Raw genomic sequence first — 16,543 nt, 5'->3', positions numbered from 1 at the left:
TGCATCAGAAAATTTTCAGAATCAGGATGAAGATGGCACACAGCATTGTAGCGATAAGCACACCTTTAGCCCGGTTATCTCTTTTGATCTTTAGAAACCCGAAAAATGCTATAAGATTTAACAATGCTCCTAAAGCAAGCAGACTTCCGAGATGTCCTTCTTCTCTGGCGATCTTCAGGGTTTCGTCGATCTTGTATTCAGAGAATATAAGAATATAGGCAAGCGTGCCTAGAATGTTAGCAATAATTCCTACTGCAAATCCAATAAATATTTCTTTCTTAGTCATTAAAATCCCAAGTGTTTAGGTCTTGTATACAATGATGAGCGGTCAGGTCGAATTGAACGGGAACCAACGAAGCATAGCCGTTTGCCAATGCCCATTCATCGGTGTCTTCTCCTTTGTCCAGATTTACAAATTTACCGGAAAGCCAGTAATAATCCTTACCCATCGGATTCGTGCGTTTGTCAAATTCCTCTACCCAGTTTGCTTTGGCCTGTCGGCAAACTTTTACGCCTTTTATCGCCTCTGCCGGTAATTTCGGGAAATTAACGTTTAGTACTACGCCTTTTGGCATGCCGTGCACCAGCGCTTGTTCGGTAATGGATTTTACGTGCTTTTTTATCGGTTCAAAATCAGCATCCCAGGAATAATCGCATAAAGAAAATCCAATGGCAGGAATACCTTCGATTCCGGCTTCAACAGCTGCACTCATCGTTCCGGAATAGATCACGTTAATCGAGGAATTGGAACCATGATTGATGCCACTGACACAGATGTCAGGGGTGCGATGCAGGATCTCCCTGACAGCAAGTTTAACACAATCGGCAGGGGTCCCTGTACAACTATATTCCTTTTGGGGATGTTCGGGATCTAATCGGATGGGATTGCAGAACAATGTTGAATTTACCGTGATCGCATGTCCCATTCCACTTTGAGGTTTATCCGGGGCCACCACCACAACATCTCCGATCGTATTCATCACTTCTATGAGTGCTCTGATTCCCGGAGCAGTTATTCCATCATCGTTGGTAACCAGGATCAATGGTTTCTTCATTATTCGTAGAATTTGTTGTGCTAAAATAATGATTTTAGCCTTCATATCTTTTGAAAGACGGCTTTAACAAAAAATTAGCCGAATTCACACGCTGTGGCATAATTTTTTCACTATTTTAGTTTAACTTAAAGGTTCGATTGACATATCATACACTGAATAATTGTCTGATATGTTTTTTTAATTTAATGTAACAGTAGGTTGGTGTGGTTCACTTTCCTGTAAAACAGAATACTAATGATTGCCTGTGTTCCTTCAGGTATGTTCAAATTAAAGATATATGAAAAGGAAGTTTGTTTATTTGCTGGCCGCATTATTGGTGTCCGCGGCCTCATGTAGTTTTACTAATAAGACATTTGACAATCCGGATAAAGATAAATTACTCATCGATCTGATCACGTATGTATTGGAAAAAGGACATTTCCAACCGAAGGATATCGATGATGAATTTTCAAATAAGGTGTTCGATAGTTATATCGAGGCGCTGGATCCGCTAAAAAGATACTTTCTGCAGAGCGACATCGACGAGTTCAGCAAGTACAGGGATGCTATCGATGATCAGATCAAAACCTCTGATATTTCCTTTTTTAGCCTGACCTATGATCGGCTGATGCAACGTATGGATGAATCATCTGTGATCTACAAGAAAGTATTGGAACAGCCGTTCGATTTCAATGAGAATGAGTCGATCTCAGTTGATTATGAAAATATCGGTTATGCCAAAGATAAGGATGAGCTATGGGATCGCTGGAGAAAGCAGTTGAAGCTGAATTCTTTGGAGCGTTATGTGATGTCCAAATCAAATGATAAAGAGGTAGCCGGGGCTGAAGGTGAAGAATTCGATGAGAATGATGACGCTAACGCTGGAAAGGAATATAAATCTGATACCGAACGAGAAAAGGACACTCGTGAATCTACCAGAAAGACGATGGATGAATATTTTGAATTCATGGAGGATCTGGAACGCAAAGACTGGTTCGTGATTTATCTGAATTCTATCGTAGAGGAATTCGATCCCCATACATTCTATTTCGCTCCTGAAGAAAAAGATCGTTTCGATGTAAGTATGTCAGGGAAATTCGAAGGTATCGGAGCCAGACTTCAAAAGAAAAGCGATAATATCAAGATCGTGGAGATCATCAGTGGTGGTCCTGCCTGGAGAGACGATGACCTTGAAGTAGGGGATGAGATCGTTAAAGTTGCTCAGGGTGATGAAACTCCGGTAAGTGTGGTAGGGATGCGTCTCGATGATGCGGTGAAACTGATCAAAGGCCCTAAAGGGTCTGAAGTTAAACTAACCGTGAAGCGTTTGGATGGTACTATTGAAGTGGTGTCGGTGATTCGAGACGTGGTAGAGCTTGAAGAGACTTACGCAAAATCTGCTTTGGTGAAAAAAGGAGATAAGACCTATGGTGTTATCAACTTGCCGAAATTCTATGTAGATTTTACAGATTATAAGGATAGAAATGCTGCTACTGATGTAGCGATGGAGATAGAGCGCCTTAAAGAATCAGGAATGGAAGGGCTTGTACTTGACCTGAGAGATAATGGAGGTGGTTCCCTGAAGACCGTTGTGGATATGGCAGGACTTTTCATCAAAGAAGGGCCGGTTGTGCAAGTAAAGTCTGCAGGAAGAGGTAAAGAGGTGCTTGCAGATACAGATGACAGATTGCAGTGGGATGGTCCCCTTGTGATCCTGGTGAATGAACTTTCTGCTTCCGCATCTGAGATCCTGGCTGCTGCAATGCAGGATTATAAAAGAGCGATCATTCTTGGAAGTGAACAAACCTATGGAAAAGGAACCGTGCAGAACGTGATCGACCTGAATCAATTCCTCAGAGGAAATAATGAATTCGGTGATGTCGGGGCCTTAAAGCTTACTACACAGAAATTCTATCGTATTAACGGTGGTTCTACCCAATTGGAAGGTGTGAAGAGTGATGTAGTGGTGCCGGATCGATACAGTTACCGTCATATCGGAGAAAAGGATCAAAACAATCCACTTCCATGGGATAAGATCGAGGCGGTTAATTTTGAAGACTGGAACGGATATATCGATTATGAAGAAACTATTGAAAAGAGTAAAGAGCGTATGACTCAGAGCTCACAATTGAAACTGATCGATGAGAACGCGAAATGGGTGAAGGAGCAACAGGATAAAAAAGAGATCACACTGAATCTTGAACAATACCAGAATGAGCTTGATAACGATGAGCAGGTAGCCAAGAAGTTCAGAGCGATCGCTGATTATGAAAATGATCTTTCTTTTACTTCCCTTCCTTATGAATTGGAAATGATGAAAAAGGATTCCATTCTGAAGCAGAAAAGAGAACGCTGGCATACCAATCTTTCTGGTGATGTATATATCGAGGAAGCGCTGAATGTATTGCAAGACCTGCAGATGAACAATATCAGAAAAGGTAAACTTGCCGATATCAAAGGATAAGAAAACGAAATAAACAAAAAAACCCGGAATGAACTTCCGGGTTTTTTTGTTTTAAAAGTGTAATGTAGCTTGGTTAAAGTCTTTTCGTCTGCTGGCGCTTTGTGCAGTGATGATCCTGGCTTTTGCCTTTGGCGAAGCAGGCGTGACGATCCTGCCTACTGCAGGCAGGCTCCTGCCTTTAGCTGCGTCGAATATCGCCGCGATCATAGTGCTGGCACACGATGATGCTTGAGCGTCTTGTGGTGGCAGTGTCCCGAGAAATCGGGAGCAGGCTACGTTTTTTTGGGAATTCGCGGGCTCAGCTTCTTATGAATAATACTGTAAACAGACAGTAGCAGGGTGCTACCACTCGTTAATGCGGTTGGCGTCCAGTTTGATAAAGATAAAGAGTAGAATAGTGAATCCCATCAACCCGGAACCTCCGTAACTGAAGAACGGTAGCGGGATTCCGATCGTTGGCAGAAGGCCGATTACCATCCCGATATTGATCGCGAAATGGAAAAAGATGATAGCGGCTACTGAATACCCGTACATGCGGCTAAAGGCCGATTTCTGCCGTTCAGCGAGATATTGTAAACGTAATATTAGGATCGTGAACAATAAGACCACCGTTGCGGTTCCAATAAAGCCCCATTCTTCACCTACTGTACTGAAGATGTAATCAGTGTGCTGTTCGGGTACGAAATCCCCTTTGGTTCTGGTTCCTTCCAGAAATCCCTTTCCCATGAGTCCGCCTGAACCAATGGCAGATTCAGACTGGTAGGTATTATAACCGATAGTTCTTCGAATGGTTTCCAGTTTGGCGGGATCGTCTTCTAATCGCAGCCAAAGGCTAAATCTGTCACGGTGTCTTTGTTCAAAAACATTTTCAAAGATAAAGTTTACCGAATACGAGAATACGATAGAGACAAGTAAGATTCCAGTCAATTGAAGGATAGATAGCCTTTTTTTACTCTTTTTAGAAACAAAATATATCAACGTGAGCAATAGTGCCGTGCCTAAACTTACCCATATTGTTCCAAACATGAGTGTTAATGCGAACAGAAGTACGGCGACAAAGCCGATCATCAGGTACCAAGGTGACAGGCCTTCCCGGTGTAAAACAAAAAAGAAGGAAGCATAGACCAGGGCGCTTCCGGGGTCTGGTTGCGGTATGATGATAAGAGCCGGTAGCGCTATTATTATAACAGCTCTCATGAGGCCTTTGAACTCAAGTATGTTTGTTTGAATGTCGCTCAGATATTTGGAGAGTGCCAATGCTGTTGCCGCCTTTGCAAACTCTGATGGCTGCAGGGTCATTCCGCCGATAGCGTACCATGAAGTTGCCCCATTAATGTTTTTTCCAAAGACAAAAAGTCCGAGTAACAGTAACAGTGAGGCCAGATAGATCACACTGCTGAAGCGTTCATAGAATTTTGCTTCTATGGAGAGTACGATGACGATCATCACTACACTGGCAATGATGAACATCATTTGTTTACCATACAGTTCGTTCAGATTGAAGATGCTCTCATCCGGTCCTTTATAGGTAGCGGAATAGATATTGATCCATCCGATAGCTACGAGGAGAAAATAGATAAGTATGGTTAACCAGTCGAATTTTTTGATCATTGGGCAGCGCTCACTTTATTCTCGGTAGAAGATTCAGGGATGATCATCTTCTTACCATCGTTTATGCTAAATGGTTTTTTACTGTAGGGTTTCTCATATTCCTCCTGGAGGCTGCCTTCCAGAACAAATTTCTCCATGTCCTTTCTGGTAATCTCACCCTTGATATATTTTTCGATCATCAGGCCGGCGATCCTTCCTGCCCATCGGCTTCCCCAATATCCGTTCTCCACGAACACCGCTATGGCAATCTTCGGGTCTTCCACCGGAGCGAAAGCGATGAAAATAGAATGGTCTGTTAGCTGCATGCGCTGACCGTCTACTTTTACGAAATTTTCAGCGGTTCCGGTTTTCCCGGCAATACTGATGTCGGGAATCTGTATCCATTTCGCCGTACCCTTAATAAACACGTCGTTCATGCCTTTGATCACAGGTTCGAAGTGTTCCGGGTCAATAGTGGTTTGGTGTTTTGTTTTAAACTTATGAATATCGATCGTATCGTTTTCGATGCTCTTGATGATATGTGGCGTATAATAATACCCGCGATTTGCGATGGTCGCTGTCATGTTCGCCAATTGTATTGGAGTAGTGAGTACCTCGCCCTGTCCAATGGCATTAGATAGGGTAAAGGTGGAGTACCAACGGTTTTCACCATAGGCGCGGTTATAATATTCGGGTGAAGGTACCTTTCCGGATTTTCCGATCGGCAGGTCATACCCGAGGTAGTCCCCAAGTCCGAAACTTCGGATATGTTTTTCCCATACACCCATTCCTTCTGCAGCCGTCGGGTACTTTTCAATGATTCGGCGATACGTATTGGCGAAATAGGCGTTACAGGATTCATAAATACCCCTGTCGAGGTTGTTTCTCGAACCTGAAGGGCAGTGACATCCCATGAATCTCCTTCCGTATTTATAGCCGTGGTAACAGGTGAAGGTGGTGTTCTCGTCAATCACTCCTTCCTGTAAACCGATCAGGGCATTGAGGGTTTTGAAAGGTGATCCCGGAGGATATTGCGCTAAAAGGCCACGATCATATGTCGGTTTGGCGATCGAGTCATAGTAAAGTTCGGTGTAATTCTTCGAACGCTTCCTTCCTACCAGTAGTTCCGGGTCGTAACTCGGAGCTGTCACCAATGCCAGAATCTCTCCTGAGGAGGGTTCGATCGCAACGATACCACCCCTTTTGTTGACCATTAGTTCTTCTCCGTACTTCTGTAGAGCGTTATCAATAGTGAGGCGAATGTCTTTACCCTGATCCGGCAACGTATCGTACATTCCATTTTTATACGGACCTATAACTCGGTTAAAGCGGTCTTTCTGAATAAATTTAACGCCTTTTCTTCCCCGGAGTATCTCTTCATATTCCTGTTCCACACCCTGACGTCCGATAAGTTCACCGGATTGGTAATAGGGTTTATTTTTCAGATCCCGCTCATTAACCTCACTGATATATCCCAGGAAATTGGAGCCGGCATCGGTCATGTAATGACGTAGCGATCGTTTCTGAATATAAAACCCTTCATACTTTCGCATCTTCTCCTGAAACGTAGCGTATTCTTTCTTGGATAGCTGGGGGAGGAATACCGATGGAAGTCTTGGGGAATAGGTGTATGCCTTCTTATATTTTGAATCAAAATCTTCTTTGGTAATGTTCAGTAACTGGCAAAATTCTAGTGTATCGAGAGGTTTAACCTCTCTGGGGATTACCATGACATCATAGAATGCCTGGTTGGCTACCAGTAGATTTTTATTGCGATCATAGATATGGCCTCTTTCCGGATAGTCATAGACCGCTTTGATGGCTGTATCGTCCAGGGGGTTCTGGCTCGAACTGTCTACGAGTTGGAGATAGGAAAGTCTTCCGATATAGATTATCGCAAGAATGATGATGATAGATGATAGTAAAAACTTTCTCATGATCTTTTTCTACTGAATAACGAGATAAAGATTAAACACAGGATCAGGGTGAATATTGCAGAGAATATTGTTTTTTTCAGGATGTTCACCACTTGTGCAAAGCTAAAGATCTCAAGTGTGAACAGGATCAAATGATGTGTTAAAATAAGGAGTGAAAGAAAATTAAATCGTTGACCAAAAGTCGTTTTACTGATCTTTAAAGTTTGATAGTCATAACTCAATCCGAATGCCCATCGCATAATTACCGGGCGTAAATAGGCGATGGCAACCGAAGCAGCACTATGGACACCACCGCTGTCACTGAATATATCGATGGATAAACCAATGAGAAAGGAAAAGAAAAGAAAAGGAATTCTGGTTTCCTTATCGAACGGGAAATATACGATGAACAGGATATAGATATACGGGTTCAGATAGCCCAAAAAATCAATGTGATTGAATAGGGTAACCTGCAGTAATACCAGGATGATGAATCGGGTGATATTTGAAACGATCGTATTATTCATTCAGGGATTCTTCCAGTTCTTCGATCTCTTGTTTGTCAGTGTTCTCAATGATATAAACCTGATCCAGTGTACTCATGTCGTTGAACAGTTGTACATTGATCTTATAGTAGTTCTCGGAAATGTCGAGATTGAAATCCTTTATGGTTCCGATAGGAATACCTTTTGGGAAAATACTGGACATACCTCCGGTGATGATCGTATCTCCGGCCTTGATCGGGGCTGCTCTAAGGATATCCACAAGTTGAACCACATCGATGTTCTTACCATCCCATTGCAGAGATCCGAAGTTGTTAGTGTTCTTTACGGCTGCATTGATCTCCGATAAGGTGTTTAAAACCGACTGTACAGTTGCGTAACCACTTGAAGTATTTTCTATGATACCGACAATTCCTTGTGAGGTGATCACTCCCATATCCTGGCGGATACTGTCGGAGGTGCCTTTATCGATCAGCAGATAGTTTCTTTCTGTGGTATAACTGTTCTTGATGACACGTCCTGTGTAGATCCGGTATTGGTTGAATACACTGTCTGCGATCGTCAGACTGTCGGTGTTTTCTATTTCCCGGTTAAACAACAGTTTCCGGAGTTGTTTGTTCTCTTCTAAAAGCTGTTCGTTATATTCCTTAAGATGGAAATAATCGGAAACATTATCAGTGGTTGAATACACCCCTCCAGAAACCCAGTTTGCTGAATTAATAAGTTTGGTATTGTGGTAATTGTGAGACTGAAATGTTATTCCGAGTGCAATACTAAACAGCACCAAAAAGATAATAAAGGTTTTATTCCTTATTAAAAAATTGATGATCTGTTGCATTCACGAACCTATTTATTTGATAAGTATTGGCTTATATTTTTCCAGGTTTTTAAGGGCGATACCTGTACCCCGAACCACAGCACGTAACGGATCTTCCGCGATATAAACGGGAAGGTCTGTCTTTTGCGAGATTCTCTTGTCGAGTCCGCGAAGCATCGATCCACCTCCGGCAAGATAGATACCGGTGTTATAGATGTCAGCGGCAAGCTCGGGTGGGGTCTGCGACAGGGTTTCCATTACGGCATCTTCAATTCTAAGGATAGATTTGTCAAGGGCCTTAGCGATCTCCCGATAAGAAATCTGTACTTGTTTCGGTTTCCCGGTAAGCAGGTCACGACCCTGAACGCTCATCTCATCTGGCGGAACTTCCAGATCTTCGGTAGCTGCTCCTATGGCGATTTTTATATTTTCTGCGGTGGTTTCACCAACATAGAGGTTGTGTTGTGTCCTCATGTAGTAAATGATATCATTGGTGAATACGTCACCCGCGATCTTTACCGATTTATCACAGACAATACCCCCCAGGGCAATGACGGCGATCTCTGTGGTACCTCCACCGATATCGACGATCATATTACCCTTGGGTTGCATAATGTCTAATCCTATACCGATCGCGGCAGCCATCGGTTCATGGATCAGGTAAACTTCTTTTCCGTTTACCCTTTCCGCCGATTCCTTAACCGCGCGCATTTCTACTTCAGTAATACCGGATGGAATACAAATTACCATTCTCAGGGTAGGCTGAAAGAATTTTTTCTTCAATGCGGGAATACCTTTGATGAACATATTGATCATCTTTTCCGAGGCATCGAAATCGGCGATCACACCATCCTTCAAAGGACGAATGGTTTTGATGTTCTCGTGTGTTTTACCCTGCATCATGTTGGCCTCCTTGCCGACAGCGATGATCTTTCCTGAAATACGATCACGAGCAACGATTGACGGGCTGTCAACGACTACTTTGTCGTTATGGATGATCAGGGTGTTGGCGGTACCCAGGTCTATAGCAATTTCTTCAGTTAAGAAGTCAAAAAATCCCATGTAATTGTTCCGGTATTAATTTGGTTTGTCTCAATCTTCCAAATGTAATAAATTAATGTTTAAAATGGCGGGTTCCGGTGAATACCATAGAAACATTATTTTCATTACAATAATCGATGCTCAATTGATCCTTGATCGATCCTCCGGGCTGAATAACAGAACTGATTCCGGCGTTATCAGCGATCTCAACGCAATCAGGGAATGGGAAGAATGCGTCACTTGCCATTACCGCTCCATCGAGGTCGAATTCAAATGATCCTGCTTTTTCAATAGCCTGGCGAAGGGCGTCAACACGACTGGTTTGGCCGGTGCCACTTGCACAAAGCTGCTTGTTCTTAGCAAGAACAATCGTATTCGATTTTGTGTGTTTGCAAATCTTGGATGCGAACATCAGGTCTTCCAGTTCTCCTTCGGAAGGTTTGCCGGTGGTCACATAATCAAGATCGTTCAGTTCATCAGTTTTAAGATCTTTATCCTGTACAAGGATACCGTTCAGGCAGGTTCTGACTGAACGTTGAGGCAATTCGATTTCCTTTTGTACTAATATTATACGATTCTTTTTGCCCTTTAGGATGTCGAGGGCAGCATTTTCATAGGCAGGAGCGATCACAACCTCACAGAATAGTGAGTTGATCTCATTTGCAGTTGCCTCATCTATAGTGGTATTAGCAATAAGAATTCCGCCAAATGCTGAAACCGGATCTCCGGCAAGAGCATCGAGATATGCTTCCTTTAAAGACGGTCTTGTCGCAACGCCACAGGCATTATTATGTTTCAAAATAGCGAATGTAGGCGCGTCACCTTTAAATTCTTCCATAAGATTTACGGCTGCATCCACATCCAGAAGGTTGTTATAAGAAAGTTCCTTTCCATGTAGTTTGTCGAAGATCGCTTCAAGGTCTCCAAAGAAATATCCCTGCTGATGTGGATTTTCACCATATCGCAGTACCTGGCCCTGGTTTTCGCTGATCTTGAATACGTTTTCTTCGCCTTCCTGATTAAAGTAGTTGAAAATGGCTGTGTCGTAATGAGAGGAAACATTAAAGGCTTTTCCTGCGAAACGCTTTCGGTCTGCAAGCGAAGTTTCTCCCGCTCCTTCAGTAATAATATCGAGGAATTCTCCGTATTGTTCCATGGAAGAAACACAAAGAACATCCTTGAAGTTTTTCGCAGCTGCACGAATGAGGGAAATACCTCCGATATCGATCTTTTCGATGATATCCTGCTCAGCAGCTCCACTGGCAACGGTCTTTTCAAAAGGGTAGAGGTCAACGATAACTATATCCAGTTGAGGGATCTCATACTTGCGTACTTCTTCCAGATCGCTCGGTTCATCCTGTCTGTTCAGAATACCTCCAAATACCTTAGGGTGAAGCGTTTTTACTCGACCACCAAGAATAGAAGGATAACTGGTTACATCTTCCACAGGAACCACTTCAACACCGAGGTCGCGGATGAATTTTTCAGTTCCTCCTGTAGAATACAGGGTCACACCAAGTTCATCAAGCTTTTTTACAATTGGTTCAAGTCCGTCTTTACTGAATACTGAGATTAAAGCTGATTTAGCCCTTTTTAAATTGCTCATTTTTACTGCTTTGATTAAAAATGCAAAAGTACTTTTTTTGCATCAGAATTTTTAGCGTTCCCGCTAAAATTATTTGAATTATTTACGGTTGAAAATGAGGGGGTAACAGTTTAAAGTATGGATGCTACCTGCTCATTTACGAATTCCAGAAACCTTTCATCTTCATCAGAGAAGGGGTTCGGTGTGTTGGAATCGATATCGATCTGTCCGATATTCTCTCCATTCTTGAATAATGGGATCACAATCTCTGCTTTTACGTAGATGCTGCAAGCGATATAATTATCCTGAGCTTTAACATCGGGAACTACAAAATTCTTGTTCGAAACGGCTACTTGTCCGCAAATGCCTTTTCCGAATGGAATAATGGTATGATCGGTAGGTTCTCCGGCAAAACTTCGTAGTTTAAGCTCTTCCTTGTCTTCATTCCTGAAATAGAATCCTACCCAGTCGTAATAGTTGATATTATTGCGAAGTAATTCGCAGATAGCTGTGAGTTTATCATCAATAGGGGTGTCGTTTTGAGAAATGATCCCGGTCACCTCGTTTTTAAGTACGTCAAATGTCATAGAATAACCTTTTGGCAAAGGTAGTTCACAAGTTAATTTCCGTAAAACGAAATTGTATAAAAAAACAACGTTATTCTGGCAGGGGAATATAGCTGTCGTCTCCTTCAACCTCAGGGAATCCTTTTTCTTTCCATAGTTGACTGGCTTTCTCGATCGTGGTTCGATCGGATGCGACAAAATTCCAGAAGATATGACGTTCTTCCGGGAGCGGTTGACCGCCGAACAGCAGTAAATGAGCATCTTCAGATACAACTACCTTACAGGCATCTTCTGTTTTGGAAACGATCATGCTGCCGGCATCGATTCGTTGATCGCATGCCATTACATGGCCGCTTACCACACAGATTCCAATCTCTCCTGTAACTTCTCCTTTAATTTGTAAAGATGCATTTTCCGTAGCCTTTATCTGTATCATAAATAAAGGGGAGTGAACCGGTACCGGAGATCTCCTTCCGTAGGCTTCGCCGGCGATCAGTGTAAAAGTCATACCATTGGAATTCCATTCCGGCAGGGTTGCTTTTTCAAAATGGTGAAATACAGGTTCGATAAATTCCAGTTCTTTCGGCAGGGCAACCCAGATCTGAAAACCGTGAAGATTTGTGGTCCGGCCATCTCGTAATGGTTCTGGTGTTCTTTCGGTATGAGCTGCGCCTTTCCCTGCGGTCATCCAGTTTACAGCGCCCGGCTCGATGATCTGGTCGCTGCCTATACTGTCCCGATGCCTTACTGAGCCTTCAAATAAATAGGTAAGTGTTGAGAGTCCGATATGGGGGTGTTGGCCGATATCCATATAACTACCCGGACCGATCGTTGACGGGCCCATGTGGTCGATAAATATAAAGGGGCCTACAGTTCTTTTCTTTCTGAATGGTAATAGGCGGCCTACGAGAAAATCTCCTATATCTCTGGCGCGTTCTTCGATGATCAATCCTTTGTTAGACATGCGACTTGATTTTACGTCTCGTAAAGTTAAGTATTCAGGAGGAATAAAAAAGCGGCTGTCAAAATCTGACAGCCGCTTACAATTATAAAGTATAAGATGTGATTACATCATTCCTGGCATACCTCCACCCATCGGTGGCATAGCCGGAGCATCTTCCTTGATATCTACCAGTGAACATTCTGTTGTCAGGATCATACCTGCTACCGAAGCTGCATTCTCAAGTGCGATTCTGGTTACTTTAGTAGGGTCGATGATACCCGCTTTAAGCATGTCTACGTATTCGTCACTTTTAGCATTGTATCCGAAGTCACCTGATCCTTCATGAACTTTCGCAACTACTACAGAACCTTCTTTACCAGCGTTTTCAACGATAGTTCTCAAAGGAGCTTCAACAGCGCGGTTTACAATCTGAATACCGGTTACTTCGTCATCATTTTCAGCCTGTACTTTGTCCAGTACTCCTTTTGCTCTTAATAGCGCTACCCCACCTCCGGCAACGATACCTTCTTCAACAGCTGCTCTTGTCGCGTGAAGTGCATCATCAACACGGTCTTTTTTCTCTTTCATTTCAACTTCTGAAGCGGCACCTACATAAAGTACGGCTACACCCCCTGCCAGTTTAGCAAGACGTTCCTGAAGTTTTTCCTTGTCATAATCAGAGGTGGTTGTTTCGATCTGAGCTTTGATCTGATTAACACGAGCCTTGATGTTTTCAGTGTCTCCGAATCCATTAACGATGGTAGTATTATCTTTATCGATGGTTACGGTTTCGGCAGTACCCAGCATATCGATTGAAGCATTCTCAAGTGAGAATCCTCTTTCTTCAGAGATCACCGTTCCTCCGGTCAGGATCGCGATATCCTCAAGCATAGCTTTTCTACGGTCTCCAAATCCTGGAGCCTTCACTGCTGCAATTTTAAGTCCACCTCTTAATTTATTAACTACAAGAGTAGCTAAAGCTTGTCCGTCAACATCTTCAGCGATGATAAGGAGTGGTTTTCCTGATTGAGCAACCGGTTCAAGTACCGGAAGAATTTCCTGAAGGTTTGAGATTTTCTTGTCGAAGAGTAAGATATATGGATTATCCAACTCTGCGATCATTTTGTCAGTATCAGTAACAAAGTATGGAGAAAGATATCCGCGGTCGAACTGCATACCTTCGACAACATCAACATAAGTGTCAGTACCTTTCGCTTCTTCTACAGTGATCACACCTTCTTTTCCAACTTTTTCAAATGCCTGGGCGATAAGCTCACCGATAGTTTCATCATTGTTGGCAGAGATGGCGGCAACCTGCTTGATCTTTTCTGAAGCATCTCCAACAGCTTTTGCGTGTTTTGTAAGTTCAGCGATGATCGCTTCTACTGCCTTGTCGATTCCTCTTTTAAGGTCCATTGGGTTTGCACCAGCAGCAACGTTCTTAAGTCCTTCCTTAACGATCGCCTGTGCGAGTACGGTTGCGGTAGTGGTACCGTCACCGGCAAGGTCGTTGGTTTTAGAAGCAACTTCCTTAACCATCTGAGCGCCCATGTTTTCAAGTGCGTCTTCAAGTTCGATTTCTTTGGCTACAGAAACACCGTCTTTGGTTACGGTAGGTGCGCCAAATGATTTATTTATAATAACATTTCTTCCTTTTGGTCCTAATGTCACTTTAACCGCATTTGCCAATGCATCAACACCGCGTTTCAGACCGTCACGAGCTTCAATGTCAAATTTTATATCTTTTGCCATTTTAAGTTATTTTTTGATTTTATTTTTTGGATTTACCTTGTCAGTTTTTGTGTGTGGGCAGATTATACAATCGCCAGGATGTCACTTTCGCGCATCATCAGATAATCGGTACCTTCTAATTTCAACTCTGTTCCGGAATATTTTCCATAAAGAACAGTATCTCCAACTTTCACAGTCATTTTTTCATCTTTAGTTCCCGGTCCAACAGCTACCACAGTACCTTTTTGTGGTTTTTCTTTGGCGGTATCAGGAATGATGATCCCTGAAGCTGTTTTAGTTTCTGCTGCCAGAGGTTCGATCAGAACCCGGTCTGCTAATGGTTGAATGTTTAACTTAGACATATTATTAATTTTAGTTAATTAATTTAAGATTTAAATTACCAGTCTTCAATCAGGCAGAAATTGTGCCATAGGTCATATACTGACAAAATGCAAAAAAAAATGCCAGCTGGATGACAAGCTGGCATTTTAAAGGGTATAAAATCGTTAATCTTATTGCGAATCGGTAGAATCTGATCCTGTATTGACAGGAGCAGGAGTTTCAGTCGGAACAGTTTCCGGTACTGTATTTTCGATACTACGACTCTCCAATAATTTAGAGTCTGCGTTACTTCCGTTATCTGACATCAGGGAGATGTTTGAAAGAAGGATCAATGCGATCAGTATGGTAGCAAGTGTCCAGGTACTTTTATCCAGAAAGTCTCCTGTTTTCTTTACCCCACCTACAACTTGATTTCCTCCGCCACCGAAAGAAGATGAAAGTCCACCTCCTTTAGGGTTCTGCACCATAATCACTAAAACCAATAGAAATGCTACAATTATGATCAGCACTAAAAATATTGAAAACGTACTCATGTTTATATTAATTACTATCTTTTAATTTCGTTATTGCCCTAATTTGGTCTGCAAAGAAACCACTTTTTTCCGGATATTTCAAACTTAAAATTTTATAGGCCTGAATTGCCTTTTTATATTTCTTCTGTTCGAGATAAACTCTCGCCAGGGTTTCCGTCATCAATTCTGATTTTTCTACTTCGATGACCTTAGCGAGATTGCCCTTGGTTCCCTGGTCGGAAACCGGTGAAATCTTAGGGCTATTTTCGATGAATTTATCGATCAGGTTCATTTTATCTTCCAGTGTCGGACGTTTTGTGAAATTGTCCGATTGCGGCTCTTCATGCGGTTCCGGGATAAATTCCGGCTCCGGTCCGTTTTCCATTTCTGATGAGGTACCGCTTCTGTCTATAGGCTTGAATTTTCCAGATAGTCTTAACCACTCAGAAAAGGAGTGCGTTTCACTTCTTCCGAAATTCAAAGGTTTGCCGATCTGCAATATCGCTTCCGGGGTTTCGGTTTTCTCCGGAGTTTCTTCATTTGATTGAAGATCTTTTGGAGGAGCTTGTTCCGGATGTTTTGGTGTAAAGAGCTCGGGGTCCATCACCGCATCCGAATCTACCTTATTGAAGTCGAAGGCAGTTTTATTATCCCTGACGATCACTTCTTCCATTTCCACTATCATTTCTCTTACCTCGTGATTGGTGGTGAGTTCGATGATCTTTTCAGCTACCTGATTCTGAATGAATACTTCTGAGGTGATGAATTCGAAAAGCATGGTCCTGTCTGCCGTATAGGCTGCCGTGGCTTTCAGGGTGGCATTATATTTAAAACTTCCCTGCTCCTTCAGTGCCTTTAGATAAATGGCTCTTGCGGGTTGGAAATAAGGGTATTCCTCGATGATACGGCGTAGTGTCTCGAGATGACCAGCATCTATCTTTCCAGGATCCTGCAGCAGGTTTGAGAAGTTTGTTACATTCATAAAATTACCAATTGGCGAGCGATGCGTTGAAGATGTCTTGAGTGATTCGTTCATAGATCTCTTCAACAGCAGCGGATCGAACAGTTACAAGCTGGGTCGTTGCAGGAAAGTCATAGAAAAAGGAGAAGTTTCTTTCGAAGTCTTCCTTTTCATTATCCCTGTTATAAAACCGTACTCTGACCGTAATCGTCAGTCTGTTCTGGGCTGCTGTTTGTTCAGCGGTTGCCGACATAGGGGATACCCGATATTCAGTGATTTCTCCTTCATATAACAAGTCCCCGTTAGAAGTCACCAGTTGTAGATTGGTCTGGTTTAATATAAGGTCCTGCAATGCATTGGTGAATTGCAGATCCAGTCCCGGTTCCACTATAGGGGCGTTGTTCTGAAAAAAGTTCACCTGAAAAGTTTCCGCTGTGGTGTTTACTCCGGTAAAGGAATAAGGGCCGCAACCTGAGAACAGGCTCATCACTAAAAGTAAGTAAAAAAATCGTTTCATCCTAAGTCTGATCGTTTAGCC

Annotated in this window: 16 protein-coding genes; 1 reads left to right on the top strand and 15 read right to left on the bottom strand. The window is 42.7% G+C overall.

Translation table 11 applies throughout. From position 1 onward, the window contains the following. Positions 1–4 precede the first annotated feature (4 nt). Entirely contained in the window at positions 5–286 is a 282-nt protein-coding gene (locus DMZ48_RS11120; protein ID WP_143955220.1) for a hypothetical protein, read from the bottom strand. Continuing rightward, the gene (gene surE / locus DMZ48_RS11115; protein WP_143955309.1) at positions 279–1,058 is read right to left on the bottom strand and encodes a 5'/3'-nucleotidase SurE; all 780 of its coding nucleotides are present in this window, start codon (positions 1,056–1,058) and stop codon (positions 279–281) included. The genes DMZ48_RS11120 and surE overlap by 8 nt, the downstream gene beginning before the upstream one ends. Positions 1,059–1,332: 274 nt before the next feature. Between surE and DMZ48_RS11110 the strand changes: the two genes are divergently transcribed. Next, entirely contained in the window at positions 1,333–3,498 is a 2,166-nt protein-coding gene (locus DMZ48_RS11110) for a carboxy terminal-processing peptidase (protein ID WP_143955219.1), read from the top strand. A gap of 342 nt (positions 3,499–3,840) precedes the next feature. Here the strand turns inward: DMZ48_RS11110 and rodA are convergent, their stop codons facing one another. The 13 genes from rodA to DMZ48_RS11045 form a co-directional block, all read right to left on the bottom strand. Continuing rightward, complete coding sequence (gene rodA, locus DMZ48_RS11105; RefSeq protein ID WP_143955218.1) at positions 3,841–5,109, bottom strand: rod shape-determining protein RodA; 1,269 nt, start codon at positions 5,107–5,109, stop codon at positions 3,841–3,843. Further along, positions 5,106–7,025 carry a penicillin-binding protein 2 gene (mrdA, locus tag DMZ48_RS11100; protein ID WP_143955217.1) on the bottom strand — a complete coding sequence of 640 codons (1,920 nt, stop codon included), beginning with the start codon at positions 7,023–7,025 and terminating at the stop codon, positions 5,106–5,108. Before mrdA ends, rodA begins: the two co-directional genes overlap by 4 nt. After that, entirely contained in the window at positions 7,022–7,531 is a 510-nt protein-coding gene (locus DMZ48_RS11095) for a rod shape-determining protein MreD (protein WP_143955216.1), read from the bottom strand. Before DMZ48_RS11095 ends, mrdA begins: the two co-directional genes overlap by 4 nt. Then, the gene (gene mreC, locus DMZ48_RS11090; protein ID WP_143955215.1) at positions 7,524–8,345 is read right to left on the bottom strand and encodes a rod shape-determining protein MreC; all 822 of its coding nucleotides are present in this window, start codon (positions 8,343–8,345) and stop codon (positions 7,524–7,526) included. Before mreC ends, DMZ48_RS11095 begins: the two co-directional genes overlap by 8 nt. A gap of 12 nt (positions 8,346–8,357) precedes the next feature. Further along, on the bottom strand, positions 8,358–9,386 hold the full coding sequence (locus tag DMZ48_RS11085; protein WP_143955214.1) for a rod shape-determining protein: 1,029 nt from the start codon (positions 9,384–9,386) through the stop codon (positions 8,358–8,360). Positions 9,387–9,438: 52 nt separating this feature from the next. Then, positions 9,439–10,971 carry a bifunctional phosphoribosylaminoimidazolecarboxamide formyltransferase/IMP cyclohydrolase gene (purH, locus tag DMZ48_RS11080; protein WP_143955213.1) on the bottom strand — a complete coding sequence of 511 codons (1,533 nt, stop codon included), beginning with the start codon at positions 10,969–10,971 and terminating at the stop codon, positions 9,439–9,441. Between the two features lie 110 nt (positions 10,972–11,081). Beyond that, entirely contained in the window at positions 11,082–11,537 is a 456-nt protein-coding gene (locus DMZ48_RS11075) for a GAF domain-containing protein (protein ID WP_143955212.1), read from the bottom strand. A 70-nt stretch (positions 11,538–11,607) separates the two neighbouring features. Then, complete coding sequence (locus tag DMZ48_RS11070) at positions 11,608–12,480, bottom strand: pirin family protein (RefSeq protein ID WP_143955211.1); 873 nt, start codon at positions 12,478–12,480, stop codon at positions 11,608–11,610. 102 nt (positions 12,481–12,582) lie between these two features. Next, positions 12,583–14,211, bottom strand: coding sequence for a chaperonin GroEL (gene groL, locus DMZ48_RS11065; protein ID WP_143955210.1), 1,629 nt, complete (start codon positions 14,209–14,211; stop codon positions 12,583–12,585). A 62-nt stretch (positions 14,212–14,273) separates the two neighbouring features. After that, positions 14,274–14,552 carry a co-chaperone GroES gene (locus tag DMZ48_RS11060; RefSeq protein ID WP_143955209.1) on the bottom strand — a complete coding sequence of 93 codons (279 nt, stop codon included), beginning with the start codon at positions 14,550–14,552 and terminating at the stop codon, positions 14,274–14,276. 150 nt (positions 14,553–14,702) lie between these two features. Next, positions 14,703–15,065 (bottom strand): preprotein translocase subunit SecG, encoded by a 363-nt coding sequence (gene secG, locus DMZ48_RS11055; protein ID WP_143955208.1) that lies wholly within the window; start codon positions 15,063–15,065, stop codon positions 14,703–14,705. Between the two features lie 7 nt (positions 15,066–15,072). After that, positions 15,073–16,026 (bottom strand): hypothetical protein, encoded by a 954-nt coding sequence (locus DMZ48_RS11050; RefSeq protein WP_143955207.1) that lies wholly within the window; start codon positions 16,024–16,026, stop codon positions 15,073–15,075. Positions 16,027–16,030: 4 nt separating this feature from the next. Further along, entirely contained in the window at positions 16,031–16,522 is a 492-nt protein-coding gene (locus DMZ48_RS11045; protein ID WP_143955206.1) for an LptE family protein, read from the bottom strand. Positions 16,523–16,543: the final 21 nt, after the last annotated feature.

The sequence above is a fragment of the Robertkochia solimangrovi genome (assembly GCF_007279655.1).
GTDB lineage: Bacteria > Bacteroidota > Bacteroidia > Flavobacteriales > Flavobacteriaceae > Robertkochia > Robertkochia solimangrovi.
The sequence above is the reverse complement of the archived record's forward strand: the minus strand, read 5'-3'. Positions and strand labels throughout refer to the sequence as shown.

Excerpts from the sequence above, each read along its gene's own strand:
- DMZ48_RS11045 (WP_143955206.1), bottom strand. The coding sequence starts at position 16,522 with ATGAAACGATTTTTTTACTTACTTTTAGTGATGAGCCTGTTCTCAGGT.
- mrdA (WP_143955217.1), bottom strand. The coding sequence starts at position 7,025 with ATGAGAAAGTTTTTACTATCATCTATCATCATCATTCTTGCGATAATC.
- groL (WP_143955210.1), bottom strand. The coding sequence starts at position 14,211 with ATGGCAAAAGATATAAAATTTGACATTGAAGCTCGTGACGGTCTGAAA.
- DMZ48_RS11070 (WP_143955211.1), bottom strand. The coding sequence starts at position 12,480 with ATGTCTAACAAAGGATTGATCATCGAAGAACGCGCCAGAGATATAGGA.
- DMZ48_RS11050 (WP_143955207.1), bottom strand. The coding sequence starts at position 16,026 with ATGAATGTAACAAACTTCTCAAACCTGCTGCAGGATCCTGGAAAGATA.
- DMZ48_RS11095 (WP_143955216.1), bottom strand. The coding sequence starts at position 7,531 with ATGAATAATACGATCGTTTCAAATATCACCCGATTCATCATCCTGGTA.
- rodA (WP_143955218.1), bottom strand. The coding sequence starts at position 5,109 with ATGATCAAAAAATTCGACTGGTTAACCATACTTATCTATTTTCTCCTC.
- DMZ48_RS11060 (WP_143955209.1), bottom strand. The coding sequence starts at position 14,552 with ATGTCTAAGTTAAACATTCAACCATTAGCAGACCGGGTTCTGATCGAA.
- mreC (WP_143955215.1), bottom strand. The coding sequence starts at position 8,345 with ATGCAACAGATCATCAATTTTTTAATAAGGAATAAAACCTTTATTATC.
- DMZ48_RS11120 (WP_143955220.1), bottom strand. The coding sequence starts at position 286 with ATGACTAAGAAAGAAATATTTATTGGATTTGCAGTAGGAATTATTGCT.
- secG (WP_143955208.1), bottom strand. The coding sequence starts at position 15,065 with ATGAGTACGTTTTCAATATTTTTAGTGCTGATCATAATTGTAGCATTT.
- DMZ48_RS11110 (WP_143955219.1), top strand. The coding sequence starts at position 1,333 with ATGAAAAGGAAGTTTGTTTATTTGCTGGCCGCATTATTGGTGTCCGCG.
- DMZ48_RS11075 (WP_143955212.1), bottom strand. The coding sequence starts at position 11,537 with ATGACATTTGACGTACTTAAAAACGAGGTGACCGGGATCATTTCTCAA.
- DMZ48_RS11085 (WP_143955214.1), bottom strand. The coding sequence starts at position 9,386 with ATGGGATTTTTTGACTTCTTAACTGAAGAAATTGCTATAGACCTGGGT.
- purH (WP_143955213.1), bottom strand. The coding sequence starts at position 10,971 with ATGAGCAATTTAAAAAGGGCTAAATCAGCTTTAATCTCAGTATTCAGT.